A 13,641-nucleotide genomic window follows, 5' to 3' on the forward strand; every position below is an offset into this window, starting at 1 on the left:
GCGACCCGGCCGGCTTCAGCACCGCTGCCCGGGCCCGATGACCGTGAGTCCCACCTGCTTCGCGAGCCAGTGCGCGTACGGATCCCTCATCTGGCGACCGTCGACGCTGACGCTGCGGACGTGAACGAGGACGGTGTGGTCGTCGGCCGGCTCGTCGAGGTCACGCGTGGAAGTGTTGAAGAGGAGCGTCACCTCGGCATGCTTGGTCTCGCCGCGAAAGCCCAGCTCGGGCGCGTCCGGCCAATGCAGCGCCTCCCAGTTGACCTCGCCCCTGTTCGGACCGACCGCCGCCGTGAAGACGTCCTCGATGCTGCCGACCGGCAGGTCGAGCAGCTCGCACTCCACCGGCAGCCGTCCTTCGTACGCGGCCGGGTCGGCTGGCAGACCGGCCCCCTGAACACCGAGGACCAGCGCGGGCTGGTCCTCCAACGGCACCCCGTCGAACTCTCCGTACGCCTCCTGCCCCCGAAACCACCCCTCGGGCAGCTCCTTCGCCACCCGCCGCACCTCGGCGACGGAGCGGAGATCTGCGTACACGGAGACCTCGGAGTAGTCGCAGCGGCCGAACTCCATGAGGCGACGCGCGACGCTCAGTTCGGTGCTCGTGAGGCGACGGGTCGTGCGTCGGGCCGCGCGGTCGGAGACCAGGCCAGCGACGGCGAGGTGGGTCTGCTCGTAGTCCTCGCGGCGTCCGGTGTAGCGCTGAAGCGGATGCCACTGCTTGAACTCGGCGTTGGTGTGTTCGACCACGATGCGGGCCGATGACTGCCGCCTGCGCGCCTCGCGCCAGGCACGCATGTTGCCGTCGGGAGCGTCCTGGGCCGGCTTCTTCGGCGGGGCGCTGACCTGGGACGGGAACTCCTTGGCCAGACACCGGTAGCCGGAGTCGACCTCGGCGTGCACATCGGGGTGGAGGCGGAACTGTTCGGCGATTCCCTCGGTAAGCACAGCGGTCCGGTCGTGCACGCGGCCCGGGCGGACGACGCCGGAGAACAGGGTGCGGCCCTGGTGGTCGCTGAATGTGGTGGTCTTGATCGTGTTCTGCTTCTTCTTGCCCGAGACGAAGGCTTGGCGTCCGGGGCGGCCCGCGCGCGGGCGTCGGACCTGGACTTCCGTGCCGTCGAGCGGGATGTCGACGCCTTCGGCATCTGCGTAGGCGAACAGGTCGTCCAGGGTGCGGATGCGCAGACCAGGGCGGCCGGGGATGGCAAACCCGCGCGGCGAGCAAGGGTCTGACCTCGCGGATCGCGGCGGAGACGGTGGAGCGGTCCACCCCGTACAACTCGGCCAGGGCGGCATGTGGCAGCCCGAGCCGCAGGTGGACCAGGGTAGCCGCGAGCCGGTCGGTGAACACCAGGCGCGGCTTGCGTCCGGCACCCTCGGCCCGCTTGCGGGGCCCGCCCCTCATCACGTGCAGGGCCGACGCGCGGGCCGCCGCCCAGGGCGGGGCGAGTTCTTCGAGCAACTCCCCGAAATGTGCGCGGGAGACCCCGGACAGGGCAGGGTGGGTACAGGCCGTACGGGCCCAGGTCAGCTTCACAACTCGCCCAACCCGTGGGGCCCTTCCCATGTCACGGCCGACTCACTCCCGTCCTTCCCTCAAGGTCGTTAGGGTCGGGCCCATGGCTTCCATAGATGTCTCCCTGCGTCCCGTGCACCCCAGCGATCTGCCCGTGTTCTTCCGGCACATGAGCGACCCCGAGTCGAATCAGATGGCCGCCTTCACCGCCGAGGACCCGACGGACCGGGCCCACTTCGACGCGCATTGGAAGCGCATCCTCGCCTCGCCCGACGTCGTCACCCGCACCGTGCTCGCGGACGGCGATGTGGTCGGGCACGCGGCCGTGTACGGCGATCCGGGCGAGCGGGAGGTCACGTATTTCATCGATCGCTACTACTGGGGGCGGGGCATCGCGACCTCGGCGCTGCGCGGGCTGCTCGCCGAGGTCCCTGAACGCCCGTTGCTGGCCCGGGCGGCGGCGGACAACACCGGATCGGTGCGGGTCCTGGAGAAGTGCGGCTTCAAGGTCGTCTGCGAGGACCGGGGCTTCGCGAACGCGCGGGGAGCGGAGATCGACGAGCTGGTGCTGCGGTTGGACGGCTAATTTTCCCCACCCCGTTAGCGCTCGGACGGTCCCTCGGGGCCGGGATCGCGGGCCGGGATCTCGCTCCGGCAGTCCTTGCAGTAGACGGTCTGCGGCAGCGTCGTGAACCGGATCCCGGAGATGCCGTAGGAGCCGTCGACGCGGTAGCTCCCGCAGACCGGACAGGGCGTGGCTTGGAAGTCCTTCTCGCAGCGCAGGCATCGGTTTCACGCTGTCGTCGCTCGGCTTGACCACGGTGTCGGCGCTCCCGCGCGCGCAGTGTCAGCGCGATCTGCTAGGCCGGGCTCAGCGCCGGGTGGCAGCACAGGAACAGCAGGGTGAGGGTGTCGTCCCGGTCGGCCGGGATGTCCTCGCCGGGGCCGGGCGACGTCGGATCCGGCTCCCGGGCGGCCACCGCGTCCTCGCGTCGGCGCCGGGCCTGTTCGCTGCGAATCTGATCGACCAGGCGGCGGCCGGCGACTGTGGTCAGCCAGCCGTGCGGGTTGTCCGGGACGCCCTCGGTCGGCCAGCGTGTCGCCGCGGCGAGCAGCGCCTCCTGCACGGCGTCCTCGCTCAGGTCGAACTGCCCGTACCGGCGCACCAGCGCGCCGAGGGCCTGCGGCGCGAGCGCGCGCAGCAGGCCCTCGACGGTGGCGCGGTCGGAACTCACGCGGTCGGGCCGCCGGAGAAGATCACCTGGCGGACCTCGATGCCCAGGCCGTTGAACCGGGCGTCCGGGATCATCGCGGCCAGTTCCAGCGCGCGGTCCCTGCTCGCGACGTCGACCAGGTAGTAGCCGCCCAGGAACTCCTTGGCCTCCAGGTAGGGGCCGTCGGTGACGACCGGCACACCGTCGCGTACGCGGACCACCGAGCTCTGCGACGGGTCGGCCAACGCCTCGGTGCTGATCATCTCGCCGGACTCGCGGGTCGTCTTCATGAATGTGCCGTGGCCTTCCATGATCTCCTGGCGCTCGACCTCCGTCAGTTCCTCCATGATGGCCGGGTTGATGTGCATGATCAGCAGGAACTTCATGTCCAACTCCTCACCGTCGCGGCGCCCGGTCGGGCCCCGTCATGGGGTGGTCGTCGCGGACCGAACGGTCTTGACATACCGGCGACGGGTTCAGCAGATCAGATGATTCTGCCGGTAGAGGTCAAGATCCGTCGATCGGCTCCGACCTCACGGTGACGATCCAAGTCTCACCACCGTTATCGCCATCACAGGAGGAACACGTGGCTCAGCTACTGAGAGTCCAGAACTTCAACGTCTCGAGTGACGGAATCGGTGCCGGTGAGGACCAGACCCTCGAGAGACCATTCGGTCATGTCGAGCCCGAGAGGCTGTTCGCCTGGGCCGGCGCCACTGCGAGTTGGCCCATGCGCACCGAACCCGGGGGCAGCCGGGGCCTCGACGACTACCTCACGCGGGACTACGCACGCAACATCGGCGCCGAAATCATGGGCCGCAACAAGTTCGGGCCCCAGCGCGGGCCCTGGCACAACCACGAGTGGCGCGGCTGGTGGGGCGACGAGCCCCCGTTCCGCACCCCGGTGTTCGTCATGACCCACCACACACGTCCTTCGTACACGCTCTCCGACACCACGTTCCACTTCGTCGACGGCGACCCGGCCACGGTCCTCGAACAGGCCCGGGAGGCGGCGCAGGGCAAGGACGTCCGACTCGGCGGCGGAGCGACCACCATCCGGCAGTTCCTCGACGCCGACCTCGTCGACACCCTGCACGTGGCGGTCTCGCCGGTGAAGCTCGGATCCGGAGTACGACTCTGGAAGTCCCCCGATGAGCTGCTCGACCGGTACCACCTGGAGGTCGTTCCCAGCCCGAGCGGGGTGACGCACCACCTGTTCTGGCGAAAGTGACCGGCCCTCAAGGCTGGCCCCGGCCGGCTGTTTTGCCTCCCGGGGCTGCCTTGAGGCGGGCCGTCGAGCGATGGTTACTCAACGTTACTTGCCGGGCTGCAGCAGCTATACGAGAACCGGGCCTACTCGCGGCGCACGTCCCTCAGTGCGGCCTCGTACGACTGGCCAGTCTCCGCCGTCCTTCGCCGGGCAGTGTTCTCCAAGGGCTTGATGTGATGGGTGAATGCCTCGGCCGGTGAATATGCGCCTGGAGGCGAGGACCAGCGCGCGGCCCCTGCGGACACGCGATGGAGCCCCGGACGCTCGACCGTCCGGGGCTCGCGGATGCTCAGGGTACGACGGCTGCTACAGGTCGAACTCCAGGTGCTCGATGTCCCTGAAGCGGACCTCCTCCAGGGAGCCGGCGCGGCGGCCGCCGTCCTGGAAGTACACCTCTTTGAGCGCTTCGGCAGCGATCTCCCGCAGCTGCTGGTCGGTGGCGCCCTGCTCCTGGGCGTCGAAGAGGCGGGCGGCGTACATCGGCGGCAGCGCCACCGTGAGGTGCCGGATCCGGTCCTGGTCCGTCGACCCGATCGGGGCGGTGTAGCCGAGTCGGGCGCGGGTGTCGATGACGATGCCGCCGGTGCTCGCCGCCCGTTCCCCCTCAACTCCGAGTGGCGGTCCCTGATCGCGTCCATGGAGAACACCCTCCGCCTCCACCGGCACGAGCCGAACACCCTGGTGAAGCAGGCGAAATACCTGCACCAGCGCACGGGCGGCATGATCGGAAGTCTCTCCCACCTCGTCCGGGCGGCGGCAATCTCCACGATCCTGGATGGGACCGAGCGCATCACGCGGGCCACGGTCAAGAACATCCGCATCGACCACAGCAGCGAATCCTCCGGCCACAGCCGTCCCTCATCCCTGCCCCACACAGGATGAACGTGTTCCGCCCCGCTTTGATCCGTCCTCTGCCTATCCCGCTGCCGCCGTTTCCCGGTGAGTGCGAGTCGTCCTACTGGTCCCGACTGGCCCTGGCCAACCATGTCCCTCTGGCCCGGCTGCGGGCACCGTCACGCTGGCTGGAATCCCGCCTGACCAGCGTCGATGTCCTCTGCATCCTCAGCGGCCAGACTCGACAACACCTGGTCCGCACACTCCCTGACCTTCAGACCGACGACCGCCCTGCGGATCCGCCCGCCATCCCGGATGACCACGTCCTTCGCTGGGCCTGCCGCCGCTGCGTCGTCGCGCGCACCGGCGCGACACTTCCCGCCCAGATCTGGGCACCCATCCACGACAACGTCTGCACCCGCCACAAACTCTGGGTCGGTCAGCACGTCCACGCGCCCGAAGAGCAGCTCGATCTGTCCCGCACCCCCGATGTCGTTCGAGCACAGCACAAGTACTGGCGCCTTCGCCGACATCACGGCCCGGCCCTCATCGACCTCTGCGAGGAACTCACCGCAGGGCTCTGGGCCGGCCTCGCCTACCGCCACTACCGGCTCGTCCACCGAGCCGAGACCCTCCACGACCTGGTCCGAGTCAAAGAGCCCGAAGTCGAGCCGGACAGAAAGGCACTCTGGCTGACAGCAGCCGGATTCCCCGAACGCGTCGCGCTGATCCACATGTTCACGTCTCCCCACTGGAGGAAACTGGCGATGAGCGACGACTTCTACGTCTCCCTCAGCAGCATCGCCCAGTTCCACCAGCGCTTCCCCACCGAGAGCCCGCTCCGCGGCACCAGCCGCATCTGGCTCACGAAAACCGTCAAGTCATCGGCTGCGGAGATCAAGTATCGGCTCGGCAACCCCGACGGCATAGCCACACTCATTGCCGCGAGAACGCCAATCAGCGCGTGACGATGCAGAAGGGATGCCCAGCAGGGTCGGTGAGGACCCGCGCCTTGTCCCCATGCGGCTGGTGATCCGGCTTTCCCGCACCCAGCTCCAGCAGCCGGGCCTCGGCCTCGTCCAGGCTCTCCGCGATCTTGAAGCAGATGTGAAGCTGCTGGGGAACGATCTGGCCAGGCCAACTCGGAGCCCGGTAGTCCTCGACCCGCTGGAAGCCGATGAACAGTCCGTCCTCACGGTTGAGACCGGCGAACTCGGCGTCCGACTTCGGGTGTGGTTCAAAGCCGGTGACCTGCTGATAGAACGCCGCCAGAGCCAGCGGATCAGGGCAATCGAGTGTTATCGCGACCAGTTCCATCTGCAGGGGCATGAGACCTCCGAGCCGATCAGTGGACTTCCGTGCACGCCATAGAGGCGGCTGCCTACGGTTGAGCGGGACGGGGAGGGCGCGTTCGTTCCGCTCAACCGTAAGCACAGCAGGTCAGGGCCGCACCATGCCAACAGTTATCTGGGACAGGACAAGTCTCATCGAAGTTTGACCATCAGGGTGGAACGGTTTGTCCTGGCCGAGTACAGACGTCATGATCGCGGGATGGCTGAGGAGACGGTTGTCGAGAAGACCTGCCCTCTACTACCGGGCCAAGGCCCACCGCGACCTCGGCCAGAGCGCCGCCTCCCGCGACGGGATGCGCCAGGTCGCCGACGGCGGCGGCCGCCTCGCCCCCGACGCCGCCCGCGGACTCGCGCACCTCGCCCGGACCGCCGGCGACTTCCCCACCGCCCTCCCCACCGCCCGCACCCTCGGCTGGCCCGGCCGCGGCCAACGCGTCCTCGGAGACATCCACTTCGCCCACGGCGACATGACCCAGGCCGCCACCGCCTACACCGCTGCCCGCACCGAAGCCGGCACGCCAACACCGGCGAACAAGCCATCGCCCAGGCCCACCTCGCCCTCACCCTTGCATTCGCCGCCCCCACCCGCGCCGACCGGGAGATCGCCCACGCCGAACAGCTCCTGGCCGGACTCGACCAACGCGCCACCACCCTGACCACGAAGATCGCCGCCCTCGCCCGCGACGTCGGCACACCGGGCCCGGACATCACAGACCGCGCAGCGCTGCTGCGGGCAGAGATCACCACCACCGGAATCACTGTGGCCGCGCTGCTCCTCGAACTCGCGCTCGTCCTGCACCACGCCGTGCGCGGGGACGACATCGCAGCCCGGAACGACATTGCCCAGCTGGAAGAACTCACCCGCACCGGCGACTACGCCTACTACGTCGACATCGCCCACTTCATGACCGGCCTCCCCGCCGCCGGCCCCACACCGACACAGTGGCTGGACGAACCACACACCACCCGGCAGCGATGGCAAACCCTGGTCGCCACCCACCACGACAACCTGAACGCAGACTGACAGGCCGGACATCACGAACAACGATGGACCTTCAAGGAACAGGCGCGATCGGAGCTGTACTCGTCGCGGCAGCCCGATACGTTGGTTGGATGGGGAGCCTCTGTGCGGTATGACCGCCCTGGTCACGTGATCTTTCTCAACGGCACATCAAGTGCTGGTAAGACCACCTTGGCCCGCGCGATCCAGGAAGAAAGCGATGAGCCGTACCTGTATTGGGGCATCGATACGCTGTTCTCGATGGTGCCGGAGAAATGGGCCGGCGCCCGCGGCGGGCACTTGAGCTTCGAAGGGTTCCGCTACGACCGGTCGGAGCATGACGAGGACGGCCGTCAGCTGATCAGCATCCGGTACGGCGACGTCGGCCGCCGGATGCTTGCCGCCGCCTGTGCGTCGGTCGCCAAGCTGGCGCGCAAGGGCTGCAACGTCGTGGTCGACGAGATGCTGCTGGATCCCGATCTGCTGGAGGACTGGCTCCAGGCGCTCTCCGGCGTAGAGGTCTATCTCGTTGGGGTGTACTGCCCGGTCGATGTGCTGGAGGAGCGGGAGGCGGCACGGGGTAATCCGGCGGGCCTGGCGAGGGGGCACCTGCGGACGGTTCATGCCCATGAGGCCAGGTACGACCTGAAGGTCGACACCAGCAAGGTCCCCGCGCAAGAGCTGGCGCGCACGGTTCTTCGGGCTCGCTCGCTGGCTGTAGCAGCGGGGCACTACGGCGGCGAGCCGCCGCCATGACGGGCGGCGGCCCGCCGCCGTCATTTCTATGGGTGGAAGCCGCCAAGCTGCTACAGCTCAACAACGAGCTCGTCCACGGCGACCTGATGGCACCCCGAGCAGACGGCACCTTGGCTGCGGTGCCCCTCACGCGTCATAGCGACGGGTCAGCTCCTCCAGCAACGGGCCCCAGTCCTCGGACGTCCCGCGTCGGTTCACCGCCTCGATCATCGCCTGCGGAGGTAGGGCGGCGAACATGTCGGCCAGCTCTCCGCGTCGGCCCGGCTGGGCGTTCAGCCAGAGCGCCTCTGCCACGCGTGTATCGCGGCTCATCCAGTACTCGGGCTGGCTGTGCCGCCCGCCCGAGGGCCGCTGTCGACGCCTCGGGCCCTGCGGCTCGGCATCGTGCTGTGGGGGTGGCGACACCGTGATGAGGGCTCGCAGAGCCGCCGTCGCGGTCAACGCCGGTACCAGCGCGGCCTGGGCTGACGGCCCGAGCCGGGTGAGGGCGCTCACCAGCGTGTCGATCACCCCCAGCGTGTCCGTCGCTGTCGACGGTGACCAGCCAGTGGCGCTGGCCGTGTCCAACACCTCGCAGGCGGCATCCGACAGGGATTCGACTCGATCGTGGAGATTCACACCCGTCCAACGACGGAGACCAGGGCTACGTCCTCATCCGCGGCGGCCTCGGACCAGGTGCTGGAGGGCGGTTCGAGATGAGCCGACAGGCACATGGCTCTCTCGAATTCCTCGATCAAGCACGAGCAGCGTTCCCGGAAGTCGCACGCACACGGCTCGACACCACGCAATGAGGCCGTCGGGCCCGTCCAGAACGGGGCCGACGGCCATCGAGCGGCTCTGGTGAACATGCAGCGTGGCAGCCCCCGCATCGACGGCCATCAGCAGAGGCCCCTCCGGCGAGGCCAGGGTCAGCCGGCGGAGGCGTCCTTGCCGACGAGGCCCGAAAGCAGCTCGACCAGAGTGGCATTCACACTGCGCTGCTCCGACAGGAACCCGTCGATCTTCTGCTCCAGCCCGTTGAGGCGGCCCGGACCGTCGACCTTCTGGTCGAGATTGCCGACCTGGAGGCGCAGCGCGGTCAGGTCGCTCTTGACGATGCCGAACTCACGGTCGGTCTTCTGCGCAGTCTCTTCGTAGCGACGCGTCAGGGCGGACAGCTCGCTGTGGGCGATGGGGTCTTCAGGCACGGTCGGCTCCCGGGCGGGTGTCATAGCGGCAATGCCGCAGCTTCCGATTGTCGCAGTGGCCGGGGCGGAGTCGGTAGCCGGTGGTCAAGAAGCGTCCATGAGGGCTTCGAGTTCCGCAACCTCCTGGTCGTAGACCTTCAGATCGGCGAGGACCGGAGCGAAGGCAGTCTTGGCCTGTTCCGGCGTGATGGTTCCCTCGGCGATGAGGTCCAGGAGCTGGAGGACGACAGGCAGCTCGACGGCGGCGCCCCAGCCCGATGCGTCGGTGCGGGTGGCATGGTCATACAGGGTTCCGGTGGTCCATTGTGCAGCCGGAATGGTCACCGGCCCGGCGATGAAGTCGGCGCGGTTGTTCCACATCATGGGAATTCTCCTAGCGGTAATCGATCCGGCGGGTGGCGGGCCGGACGGTTCCTCCGGCCGGGATCAGCGGTAAAGAACCATCGGAACCGTGCCACACGGGACTCGTCAGCTGCCGAGTCTCGCGCACCGCACGCCGGATGTCTCGGCTTCCGTTCCAGGGCCACTCCGAAGCGCGAGCGCCGCGCCGCCGACGCGTGCCGTCAGAGACCGCTGCTCAGGTGTTGAGGTCCAGGACGCGCACCGTCTCGCCCTCCCACCGCTTCCGCGCGGTGGTCGCGATGATCGCCCCGTCCGGGCGGTCGGGGGTGGGCTGCGCTGCGAACTGGCTGTGGGCTGCCGCCCACGTTTCCTGCCGGGCGAGAGCCAGCGCGGCGGCCAGGTCCAGGTCCAAAACCGTGATGCCCCGGCAGCGCGGCCAGATGCTCGGCTGTGCCGGGCCGTGCCCGGTCGGCTTCGACGAGCGCGCACGCCGGGGCGTAGAGGAACCACCCGGGTTCGGCATGCGCCCGGTGGATCAGACGGGAGCGGGCCGCGTCTCTTCTGGAAGTCGGTGACCTGCTCAATACGCGTTATGGCTCTGCCGATGACGAAGAGCAGCGTTCCTCGGGCAGTTCGGGAGGCGTGAGCACCTGGCGGCGGGCCGGGATGTCGATGAAGATGGACGGCACTTCGCGGCGTCGGCCGGAGCCGTCCGCCGTCGGCATCGGGACAGGGTAAAGACGCCGGCTACGGAGCCGGGTGACACGGTGGTGTCGCTCCGTTGTCGACGGGCAGACCTCGGTCAGAGGCGACTCCCGTGCTCGCCGATGTCGAGGCCCGGGCACGGCGAGCGCCTCTCAAAGCAGTCGAGAAGTGACTTCGCGAATGGTCGATAAGGCCATCGGCGCCCTGCGGACCGCAGTGGATCTGGGGCCGAAGTATCGAAAAGGCATACGATGGGTGTAGGCGGCATTCGCGGCTGTCTTGGAGTTTTGTTGCCTCATGCGCGCGAACAAGAAGACGGGGTTCGTCCTCGTGCACGGCCGCTACATCGCGACGAACAACGTCGACATGAGCAAGCTGTACGCGTCCTTGAGGCTGCACAGCCTCGAAAAGCAGGCCGCCCGCATCCACAAGTGCTGCCTGGCGCACCTGCCGCCGGAGGCGCAGAACGACCTTGCAGTCATGCTGCTGGTCAAGACGTGCAAGGACGTCCTTGCCGCGCTGAGGTTCCTTGAGGACGCCGGCTTTTCGCCCCAGGCAGCAGCACAAACCGCCCAGGCCAAACCCAAGGCGTCTACGGCATCGGGAAGGGGCCGCAAGACGTCGGGGAGCGCGGGCAGGAGCTGACCGCCGAAGGGAACGAACCGGGCCCACGGGAAGGGTGGGCCCGGCCCGCTTATCGAGCGTCGCCGTGCCCGTCGCCTGCCGCAAATCGAAGCCCGGGTGTGTCGAACGAGGGCGGTGCCACGGTCGCGTCGGGCGGTGCGGTCTGCACTCGCTGCGAGCGGGTGGGCGTCTGCTCGATCCGTGCGGAAAGTCGCCGCATGAAGTCGTCGGTGTCGTATGTGCTGAGCATGTCGCGCAGCACCTGCGCTTCGGCTCGCAGGGTTTCTTCGAGCATCAGGAATCTCTTCCCTTCCCCGGTTCGGGGAGATTCATGAGGGTGTTCAGGGCTTTGAGTCCGAGGTGGATGTTGGTTGTGGTGGCGTTGGTCGTGATGTTGAGGTACTCGGCGATCTCCGCGATGGTCTTGTCTTCGAGAAATCGCAGGCGTACGCATTCGGCCTGCTTCGGTGCCCGTTCCTCCAGGAAGGTGCGGGCCTTGTCGAGACGTTCGTAGCCGCGCAGTTCGAGCAGGTCGTCGGCTGAGGGCGTGCGCGGCAGTCCCGAGCCCGCCAGGGGAATCTCGCGGTCGGCCAGGCGAGCCAGGCGCCGGTAGTAGTCGATGACGCTGGTGCGCACGATCTCCATCGCGAGGGCCAGCGGGTTGGCGTGCGCTTCGATGACGGTCCACTTGGCGTGCATCTTGACCGCGGCGATCTGGACGGCTTCGTCGGCGTCGTGGAGGTTGCGCAGTCGGCTCATCGCGTGGCGCATGAACTCTTTGTGGTGCTGGGCGATGAACTCCTGGAAGCTCTGCTGCTTGCGGGAGGGCTCGGGCATCTCGCCGGGCTCGGCAAGGCCGTGACACTCGGTGGAGCCGGTCACCAGGCCCCCTCAAGCAGGGTGTGGATGGTCGTCGCGGTGCGTGTGGGGTCGCAGTACGCGCGAGCCAGCGAGGCGGTGCAGGCGGTACGGGAACCAGAGGTCCCGTGGCCGGCAGCGGTCATCCGGTAGACGCTGGGATCTACCGGCACGTACCAGGCCTTGTTAAGCCTCACGGACTCTTCTCAGGCGAGGCCTTTGAGAAAGTCCGAGATCGCGGTGTGCAGGGCTTCAGGCTGTTCCAGGTGCAGATCGTGGCGGGTGCCGGGGATGCTCATGGCCCTGGTGGCGGGTCGCTGGCGGAGCATCTCGTCGGCTTCTTGCGCAGGAATGAAGCTGGATTGGGCCAGGACGACCAGGGTGGGGCACGCGACCTGCTCCCACTCGTGCCGGAAGGAACGCTGGGCATTCTCCGTCAGCGAGCGGACCATCACGTCCCGGTCGAAGCGAGGCCACCATTCGCCGTCGCGTTCCTCCAGCCCGGCCGCCCAGCCTGCGCCGACCGGTCCGCCACCGAGGAAGGCGGCTGCCGCTTCGCGTGAGGGGAACGGTGCCGGCCACGAGTCGAGCCATCCGCCGATATCCACGGGGCCGCTCGGGTTTGGACCGCCGGGGCCGGCCTCGATGAGCACGAGCGCGCGGACCAGTCCGGGATGTGAAGCGGCGGTGAGCATGGCCGTGTGCCCACCCAGCGACTGGCCGACCAGGACAGGCCGCCGCAACGCCAGCTGATCGGCAACGGTGATGACGTCGGCGACGTAGGCGGCGCGCGAGACGTCCTGCGGGCGGCGCTCGCTGGCGCCGTGCCCGCGCTGGTCGACCGCGACAACCCGAAACCGGGAGCTCAAGCACCGTGCCAGCGCGTCCCATTCACCCGCGTGACCGGCCAGGCCGTGCAGCAACACGATGGGCTGCCCCGGCCCGCCCCAGTCCCGGCAGGCAAGCCGGACGCCGTCTCGCACCACCACGTGTTCGGACCATGCCACGTTGAACCTCCAGAAGGATCGGCTGGCCTCGATCATGCCGCGAGGGTCTCGGAACGTTCGATGAGCTGACCGCGTTCGAAGCGGGCTCCGGCACGGACGAGGGCGACCAGGTGGGGCGCGTTCACCGCCCGCCAGCGGGCCTGGGCGGACTCAACCAGCTTGAACACCATCGCGAGGGCCGCGGCTGCGCTGCCGGCGCCGCGGGTGACCTTGGTGCGGAGCTTGACGGTGGAGAAGGTCGACTCGATGGGGTTTGTGGTCCGCAGGTGGATCCAGTGCTCGGCCGGGAAGTCGTAGAACGCCAGCAGTTCCTCCCGGTCCTCGGTGATCTTCGCGACGGCCTTGGGCCACTTCGCGCCGTAGCTCTTCGCGAAGGCCTCGATCGCCTTCTCGGCGTGCGCGCGGTCCTCGGCGTTGTAGATCTCCTGCATGGCCTTCGTCGCGCCCGGCTGCGCGGACTTCGGCAGGGCGTTCGTGACATTACGGGCCTTGTGGACCCAGCACCGCTGATGGCGGGCAGCCGGGAACACCTCGGCCAGCGCCTTCCACAAGCCCATCGCGCCGTCGCCGACGACCAGCTCGGGATCGCGCATGCCGCGCCTGCGGCAGTCGCGCAGCAGATCGGCCCACGACTCGGTCGACTCGCGCAGCCCCTCGGCCAGCGCGATCAGTTCCTTGGTGCCGTCCAGGCGCACGCCCATCAGCACCAGGATGCAGGAGTGCGCCTGCCCGAGCCGGACCTTGGGGTGCACACCGTCCGCCCACACGTACACGTAGTCGCTGTCGGCGAGGCCGCGCTGCTGGAAGGTGGCGTGGTCGTCCTGCCAGTGCTTCGTCAGCCGGGTCACGGTCGTCGGCGACAGCCCGGCCGCCGAGCCGAGGAACTGCTCCAGTGCGGGCACGAAGTCCCCCGAGGACAGCCCGTGCAGGTACAGCAGCGGCAGCTGTGCGACATCCCGTGAGTTCCCCTGAG

The 13,641-nt window shown here is 68.4% G+C and carries 19 protein-coding genes and 4 pseudogenes; 8 read left to right on the forward strand and 15 right to left on the reverse strand.

Annotated features, from left to right (window positions below; translation table 11 throughout):
* Positions 1 to 15 precede the first annotated feature (15 nt).
* Together ACFV8T_RS37745 and ACFV8T_RS37750 are read right to left on the reverse strand one after the other, a co-directional pair.
* The gene (locus ACFV8T_RS37745; protein ID WP_385336357.1) at positions 16 to 1,299 is read right to left on the reverse strand and encodes a transposase family protein; all 1,284 of its coding nucleotides are present in this window, start codon (positions 1,297 to 1,299) and stop codon (positions 16 to 18) included.
* Positions 1,271 to 1,570, reverse strand: a pseudogene (locus ACFV8T_RS37750) (IS5/IS1182 family transposase); the annotation flags it as partial. The gene ACFV8T_RS37745 and the pseudogene ACFV8T_RS37750, both read right to left, overlap by 29 nt.
* Before the next feature lie 61 nt (positions 1,571 to 1,631).
* Between ACFV8T_RS37750 and ACFV8T_RS37755 the strand changes: the two are divergent.
* Positions 1,632 to 2,105: a GNAT family N-acetyltransferase gene (locus ACFV8T_RS37755; RefSeq protein ID WP_385336455.1), complete on the forward strand. Its 474-nt coding sequence runs from the start codon at positions 1,632 to 1,634 to the stop codon at positions 2,103 to 2,105.
* 274 nt (positions 2,106 to 2,379) lie between these two features.
* Here the strand turns inward: ACFV8T_RS37755 and ACFV8T_RS37760 are convergent, their stop codons facing one another.
* Together ACFV8T_RS37760 and ACFV8T_RS37765 are read right to left on the reverse strand one after the other, a co-directional pair.
* Entirely contained in the window at positions 2,380 to 2,754 is a 375-nt protein-coding gene (locus tag ACFV8T_RS37760) for a sigma factor (RefSeq protein WP_385336359.1), read from the reverse strand.
* Positions 2,751 to 3,119, reverse strand: coding sequence for a YciI family protein (locus ACFV8T_RS37765; protein ID WP_385323304.1), 369 nt, complete (start codon positions 3,117 to 3,119; stop codon positions 2,751 to 2,753). The genes ACFV8T_RS37760 and ACFV8T_RS37765 overlap by 4 nt, the downstream gene beginning before the upstream one ends.
* A gap of 200 nt (positions 3,120 to 3,319) precedes the next feature.
* Here ACFV8T_RS37765 and ACFV8T_RS37770 point away from each other — a divergent pair, with 200 nt between their 5' ends.
* Positions 3,320 to 3,964, forward strand: coding sequence for a dihydrofolate reductase family protein (locus ACFV8T_RS37770; protein ID WP_385336361.1), 645 nt, complete (start codon positions 3,320 to 3,322; stop codon positions 3,962 to 3,964).
* A 345-nt stretch (positions 3,965 to 4,309) separates the two neighbouring features.
* Here ACFV8T_RS37770 and tpg read toward each other — a convergent pair.
* Positions 4,310 to 4,603: pseudogene (gene tpg / locus ACFV8T_RS37775) on the reverse strand (telomere-protecting terminal protein Tpg); the annotation flags it as partial.
* A gap of 36 nt (positions 4,604 to 4,639) precedes the next feature.
* Here tpg and ACFV8T_RS37780 point away from each other — a divergent pair.
* On the forward strand, positions 4,640 to 4,885 hold the full coding sequence (locus ACFV8T_RS37780) for a hypothetical protein (protein WP_385336363.1): 246 nt from the start codon (positions 4,640 to 4,642) through the stop codon (positions 4,883 to 4,885).
* A 17-nt stretch (positions 4,886 to 4,902) separates the two neighbouring features.
* Positions 4,903 to 5,805, forward strand: coding sequence for a hypothetical protein (locus ACFV8T_RS37785; RefSeq protein WP_385336365.1), 903 nt, complete (start codon positions 4,903 to 4,905; stop codon positions 5,803 to 5,805).
* Here ACFV8T_RS37785 and ACFV8T_RS37790 read toward each other — a convergent pair.
* On the reverse strand, positions 5,795 to 6,166 hold the full coding sequence (locus ACFV8T_RS37790; protein ID WP_385336367.1) for a VOC family protein: 372 nt from the start codon (positions 6,164 to 6,166) through the stop codon (positions 5,795 to 5,797). The genes ACFV8T_RS37785 and ACFV8T_RS37790 overlap by 11 nt on opposite strands.
* A 238-nt stretch (positions 6,167 to 6,404) precedes the next feature.
* Here ACFV8T_RS37790 and ACFV8T_RS37795 point away from each other — a divergent pair, with 238 nt between their 5' ends.
* The 3 genes from ACFV8T_RS37795 to ACFV8T_RS37805 all read left to right on the forward strand — a co-directional run bounded on the left by ACFV8T_RS37795 (position 6,405) and on the right by ACFV8T_RS37805 (position 7,945).
* Positions 6,405 to 6,845 (forward strand): hypothetical protein, encoded by a 441-nt coding sequence (locus tag ACFV8T_RS37795; RefSeq protein ID WP_385336369.1) that lies wholly within the window; start codon positions 6,405 to 6,407, stop codon positions 6,843 to 6,845.
* Between the two features lie 104 nt (positions 6,846 to 6,949).
* Positions 6,950 to 7,213: a hypothetical protein gene (locus ACFV8T_RS37800; RefSeq protein WP_385336371.1), complete on the forward strand. Its 264-nt coding sequence runs from the start codon at positions 6,950 to 6,952 to the stop codon at positions 7,211 to 7,213.
* Between the two features lie 126 nt (positions 7,214 to 7,339).
* Complete coding sequence (locus ACFV8T_RS37805) at positions 7,340 to 7,945, forward strand: chloramphenicol phosphotransferase CPT family protein (RefSeq protein ID WP_385336373.1); 606 nt, start codon at positions 7,340 to 7,342, stop codon at positions 7,943 to 7,945.
* A gap of 126 nt (positions 7,946 to 8,071) precedes the next feature.
* On the opposite strand, the gene ACFV8T_RS37810 is transcribed toward ACFV8T_RS37805, so the two are convergent.
* The 5 genes and pseudogenes from ACFV8T_RS37810 to ACFV8T_RS37830 all read right to left on the reverse strand — a co-directional run bounded on the left by ACFV8T_RS37810 (position 8,072) and on the right by ACFV8T_RS37830 (position 10,199).
* Entirely contained in the window at positions 8,072 to 8,455 is a 384-nt protein-coding gene (locus tag ACFV8T_RS37810) for a hypothetical protein (RefSeq protein WP_385336375.1), read from the reverse strand.
* A 398-nt stretch (positions 8,456 to 8,853) separates the two neighbouring features.
* Positions 8,854 to 9,132 (reverse strand): hypothetical protein, encoded by a 279-nt coding sequence (locus ACFV8T_RS37815; RefSeq protein WP_385336377.1) that lies wholly within the window; start codon positions 9,130 to 9,132, stop codon positions 8,854 to 8,856.
* Between the two features lie 84 nt (positions 9,133 to 9,216).
* Positions 9,217 to 9,495 (reverse strand): hypothetical protein, encoded by a 279-nt coding sequence (locus tag ACFV8T_RS37820; protein ID WP_385336379.1) that lies wholly within the window; start codon positions 9,493 to 9,495, stop codon positions 9,217 to 9,219.
* A 214-nt stretch (positions 9,496 to 9,709) separates the two neighbouring features.
* Positions 9,710 to 10,058: pseudogene (locus ACFV8T_RS37825) on the reverse strand (hypothetical protein).
* A 6-nt stretch (positions 10,059 to 10,064) separates the two neighbouring features.
* Complete coding sequence (locus tag ACFV8T_RS37830; RefSeq protein WP_385336381.1) at positions 10,065 to 10,199, reverse strand: hypothetical protein; 135 nt, start codon at positions 10,197 to 10,199, stop codon at positions 10,065 to 10,067.
* A gap of 277 nt (positions 10,200 to 10,476) precedes the next feature.
* On the opposite strand from ACFV8T_RS37830, the gene ACFV8T_RS37835 reads away from it, so the two are divergent.
* The gene (locus ACFV8T_RS37835; protein WP_385336383.1) at positions 10,477 to 10,824 is read left to right on the forward strand and encodes a hypothetical protein; all 348 of its coding nucleotides are present in this window, start codon (positions 10,477 to 10,479) and stop codon (positions 10,822 to 10,824) included.
* Positions 10,825 to 10,873: 49 nt separating this feature from the next.
* On the opposite strand, the gene ACFV8T_RS37840 is transcribed toward ACFV8T_RS37835, so the two are convergent.
* From ACFV8T_RS37840 to ACFV8T_RS37855, 4 genes and pseudogenes are all read right to left on the reverse strand, one after another.
* Entirely contained in the window at positions 10,874 to 11,098 is a 225-nt protein-coding gene (locus ACFV8T_RS37840) for a hypothetical protein (protein WP_385336385.1), read from the reverse strand.
* On the reverse strand, positions 11,098 to 11,685 hold the full coding sequence (locus ACFV8T_RS37845; protein WP_385336387.1) for an RNA polymerase sigma factor: 588 nt from the start codon (positions 11,683 to 11,685) through the stop codon (positions 11,098 to 11,100). The genes ACFV8T_RS37840 and ACFV8T_RS37845 overlap by 1 nt, the downstream gene beginning before the upstream one ends.
* A gap of 182 nt (positions 11,686 to 11,867) precedes the next feature.
* Positions 11,868 to 12,668 (reverse strand): alpha/beta fold hydrolase, encoded by an 801-nt coding sequence (locus ACFV8T_RS37850; protein WP_385336457.1) that lies wholly within the window; start codon positions 12,666 to 12,668, stop codon positions 11,868 to 11,870.
* Between the two features lie 32 nt (positions 12,669 to 12,700).
* Positions 12,701 to 13,612 (reverse strand): annotated as a pseudogene (locus ACFV8T_RS37855) (IS256 family transposase); the annotation flags it as partial.
* Between the last annotated feature and the right edge of the window lie 29 nt (positions 13,613 to 13,641).

It is taken from the genome of Streptomyces sp. NPDC059832, from assembly GCF_042731715.1.
In the GTDB taxonomy this organism is placed as follows: domain Bacteria; phylum Actinomycetota; class Actinomycetes; order Streptomycetales; family Streptomycetaceae; genus Streptomyces.

Bases quoted from the DNA above. Each gene is read 5' to 3' on its own strand.
- ACFV8T_RS37745 (WP_385336357.1), bottom strand. From the start codon at position 1,299: ATGCCGCCCTGGCCGAGTTGTACGGGGTGGACCGCTCCACCGTCTCCG.
- ACFV8T_RS37765 (WP_385323304.1), bottom strand. From the start codon at position 3,119: ATGAAGTTCCTGCTGATCATGCACATCAACCCGGCCATCATGGAGGAA.
- ACFV8T_RS37780 (WP_385336363.1), top strand. From the start codon at position 4,640: ATGGAGAACACCCTCCGCCTCCACCGGCACGAGCCGAACACCCTGGTG.
- ACFV8T_RS37790 (WP_385336367.1), bottom strand. From the start codon at position 6,166: ATGCCCCTGCAGATGGAACTGGTCGCGATAACACTCGATTGCCCTGAT.
- ACFV8T_RS37820 (WP_385336379.1), bottom strand. From the start codon at position 9,495: ATGATGTGGAACAACCGCGCCGACTTCATCGCCGGGCCGGTGACCATT.
- ACFV8T_RS37830 (WP_385336381.1), bottom strand. From the start codon at position 10,199: ATGCCGACGGCGGACGGCTCCGGCCGACGCCGCGAAGTGCCGTCCATC.
- ACFV8T_RS37835 (WP_385336383.1), top strand. From the start codon at position 10,477: ATGCGCGCGAACAAGAAGACGGGGTTCGTCCTCGTGCACGGCCGCTAC.
- ACFV8T_RS37840 (WP_385336385.1), bottom strand. From the start codon at position 11,098: ATGCTCGAAGAAACCCTGCGAGCCGAAGCGCAGGTGCTGCGCGACATG.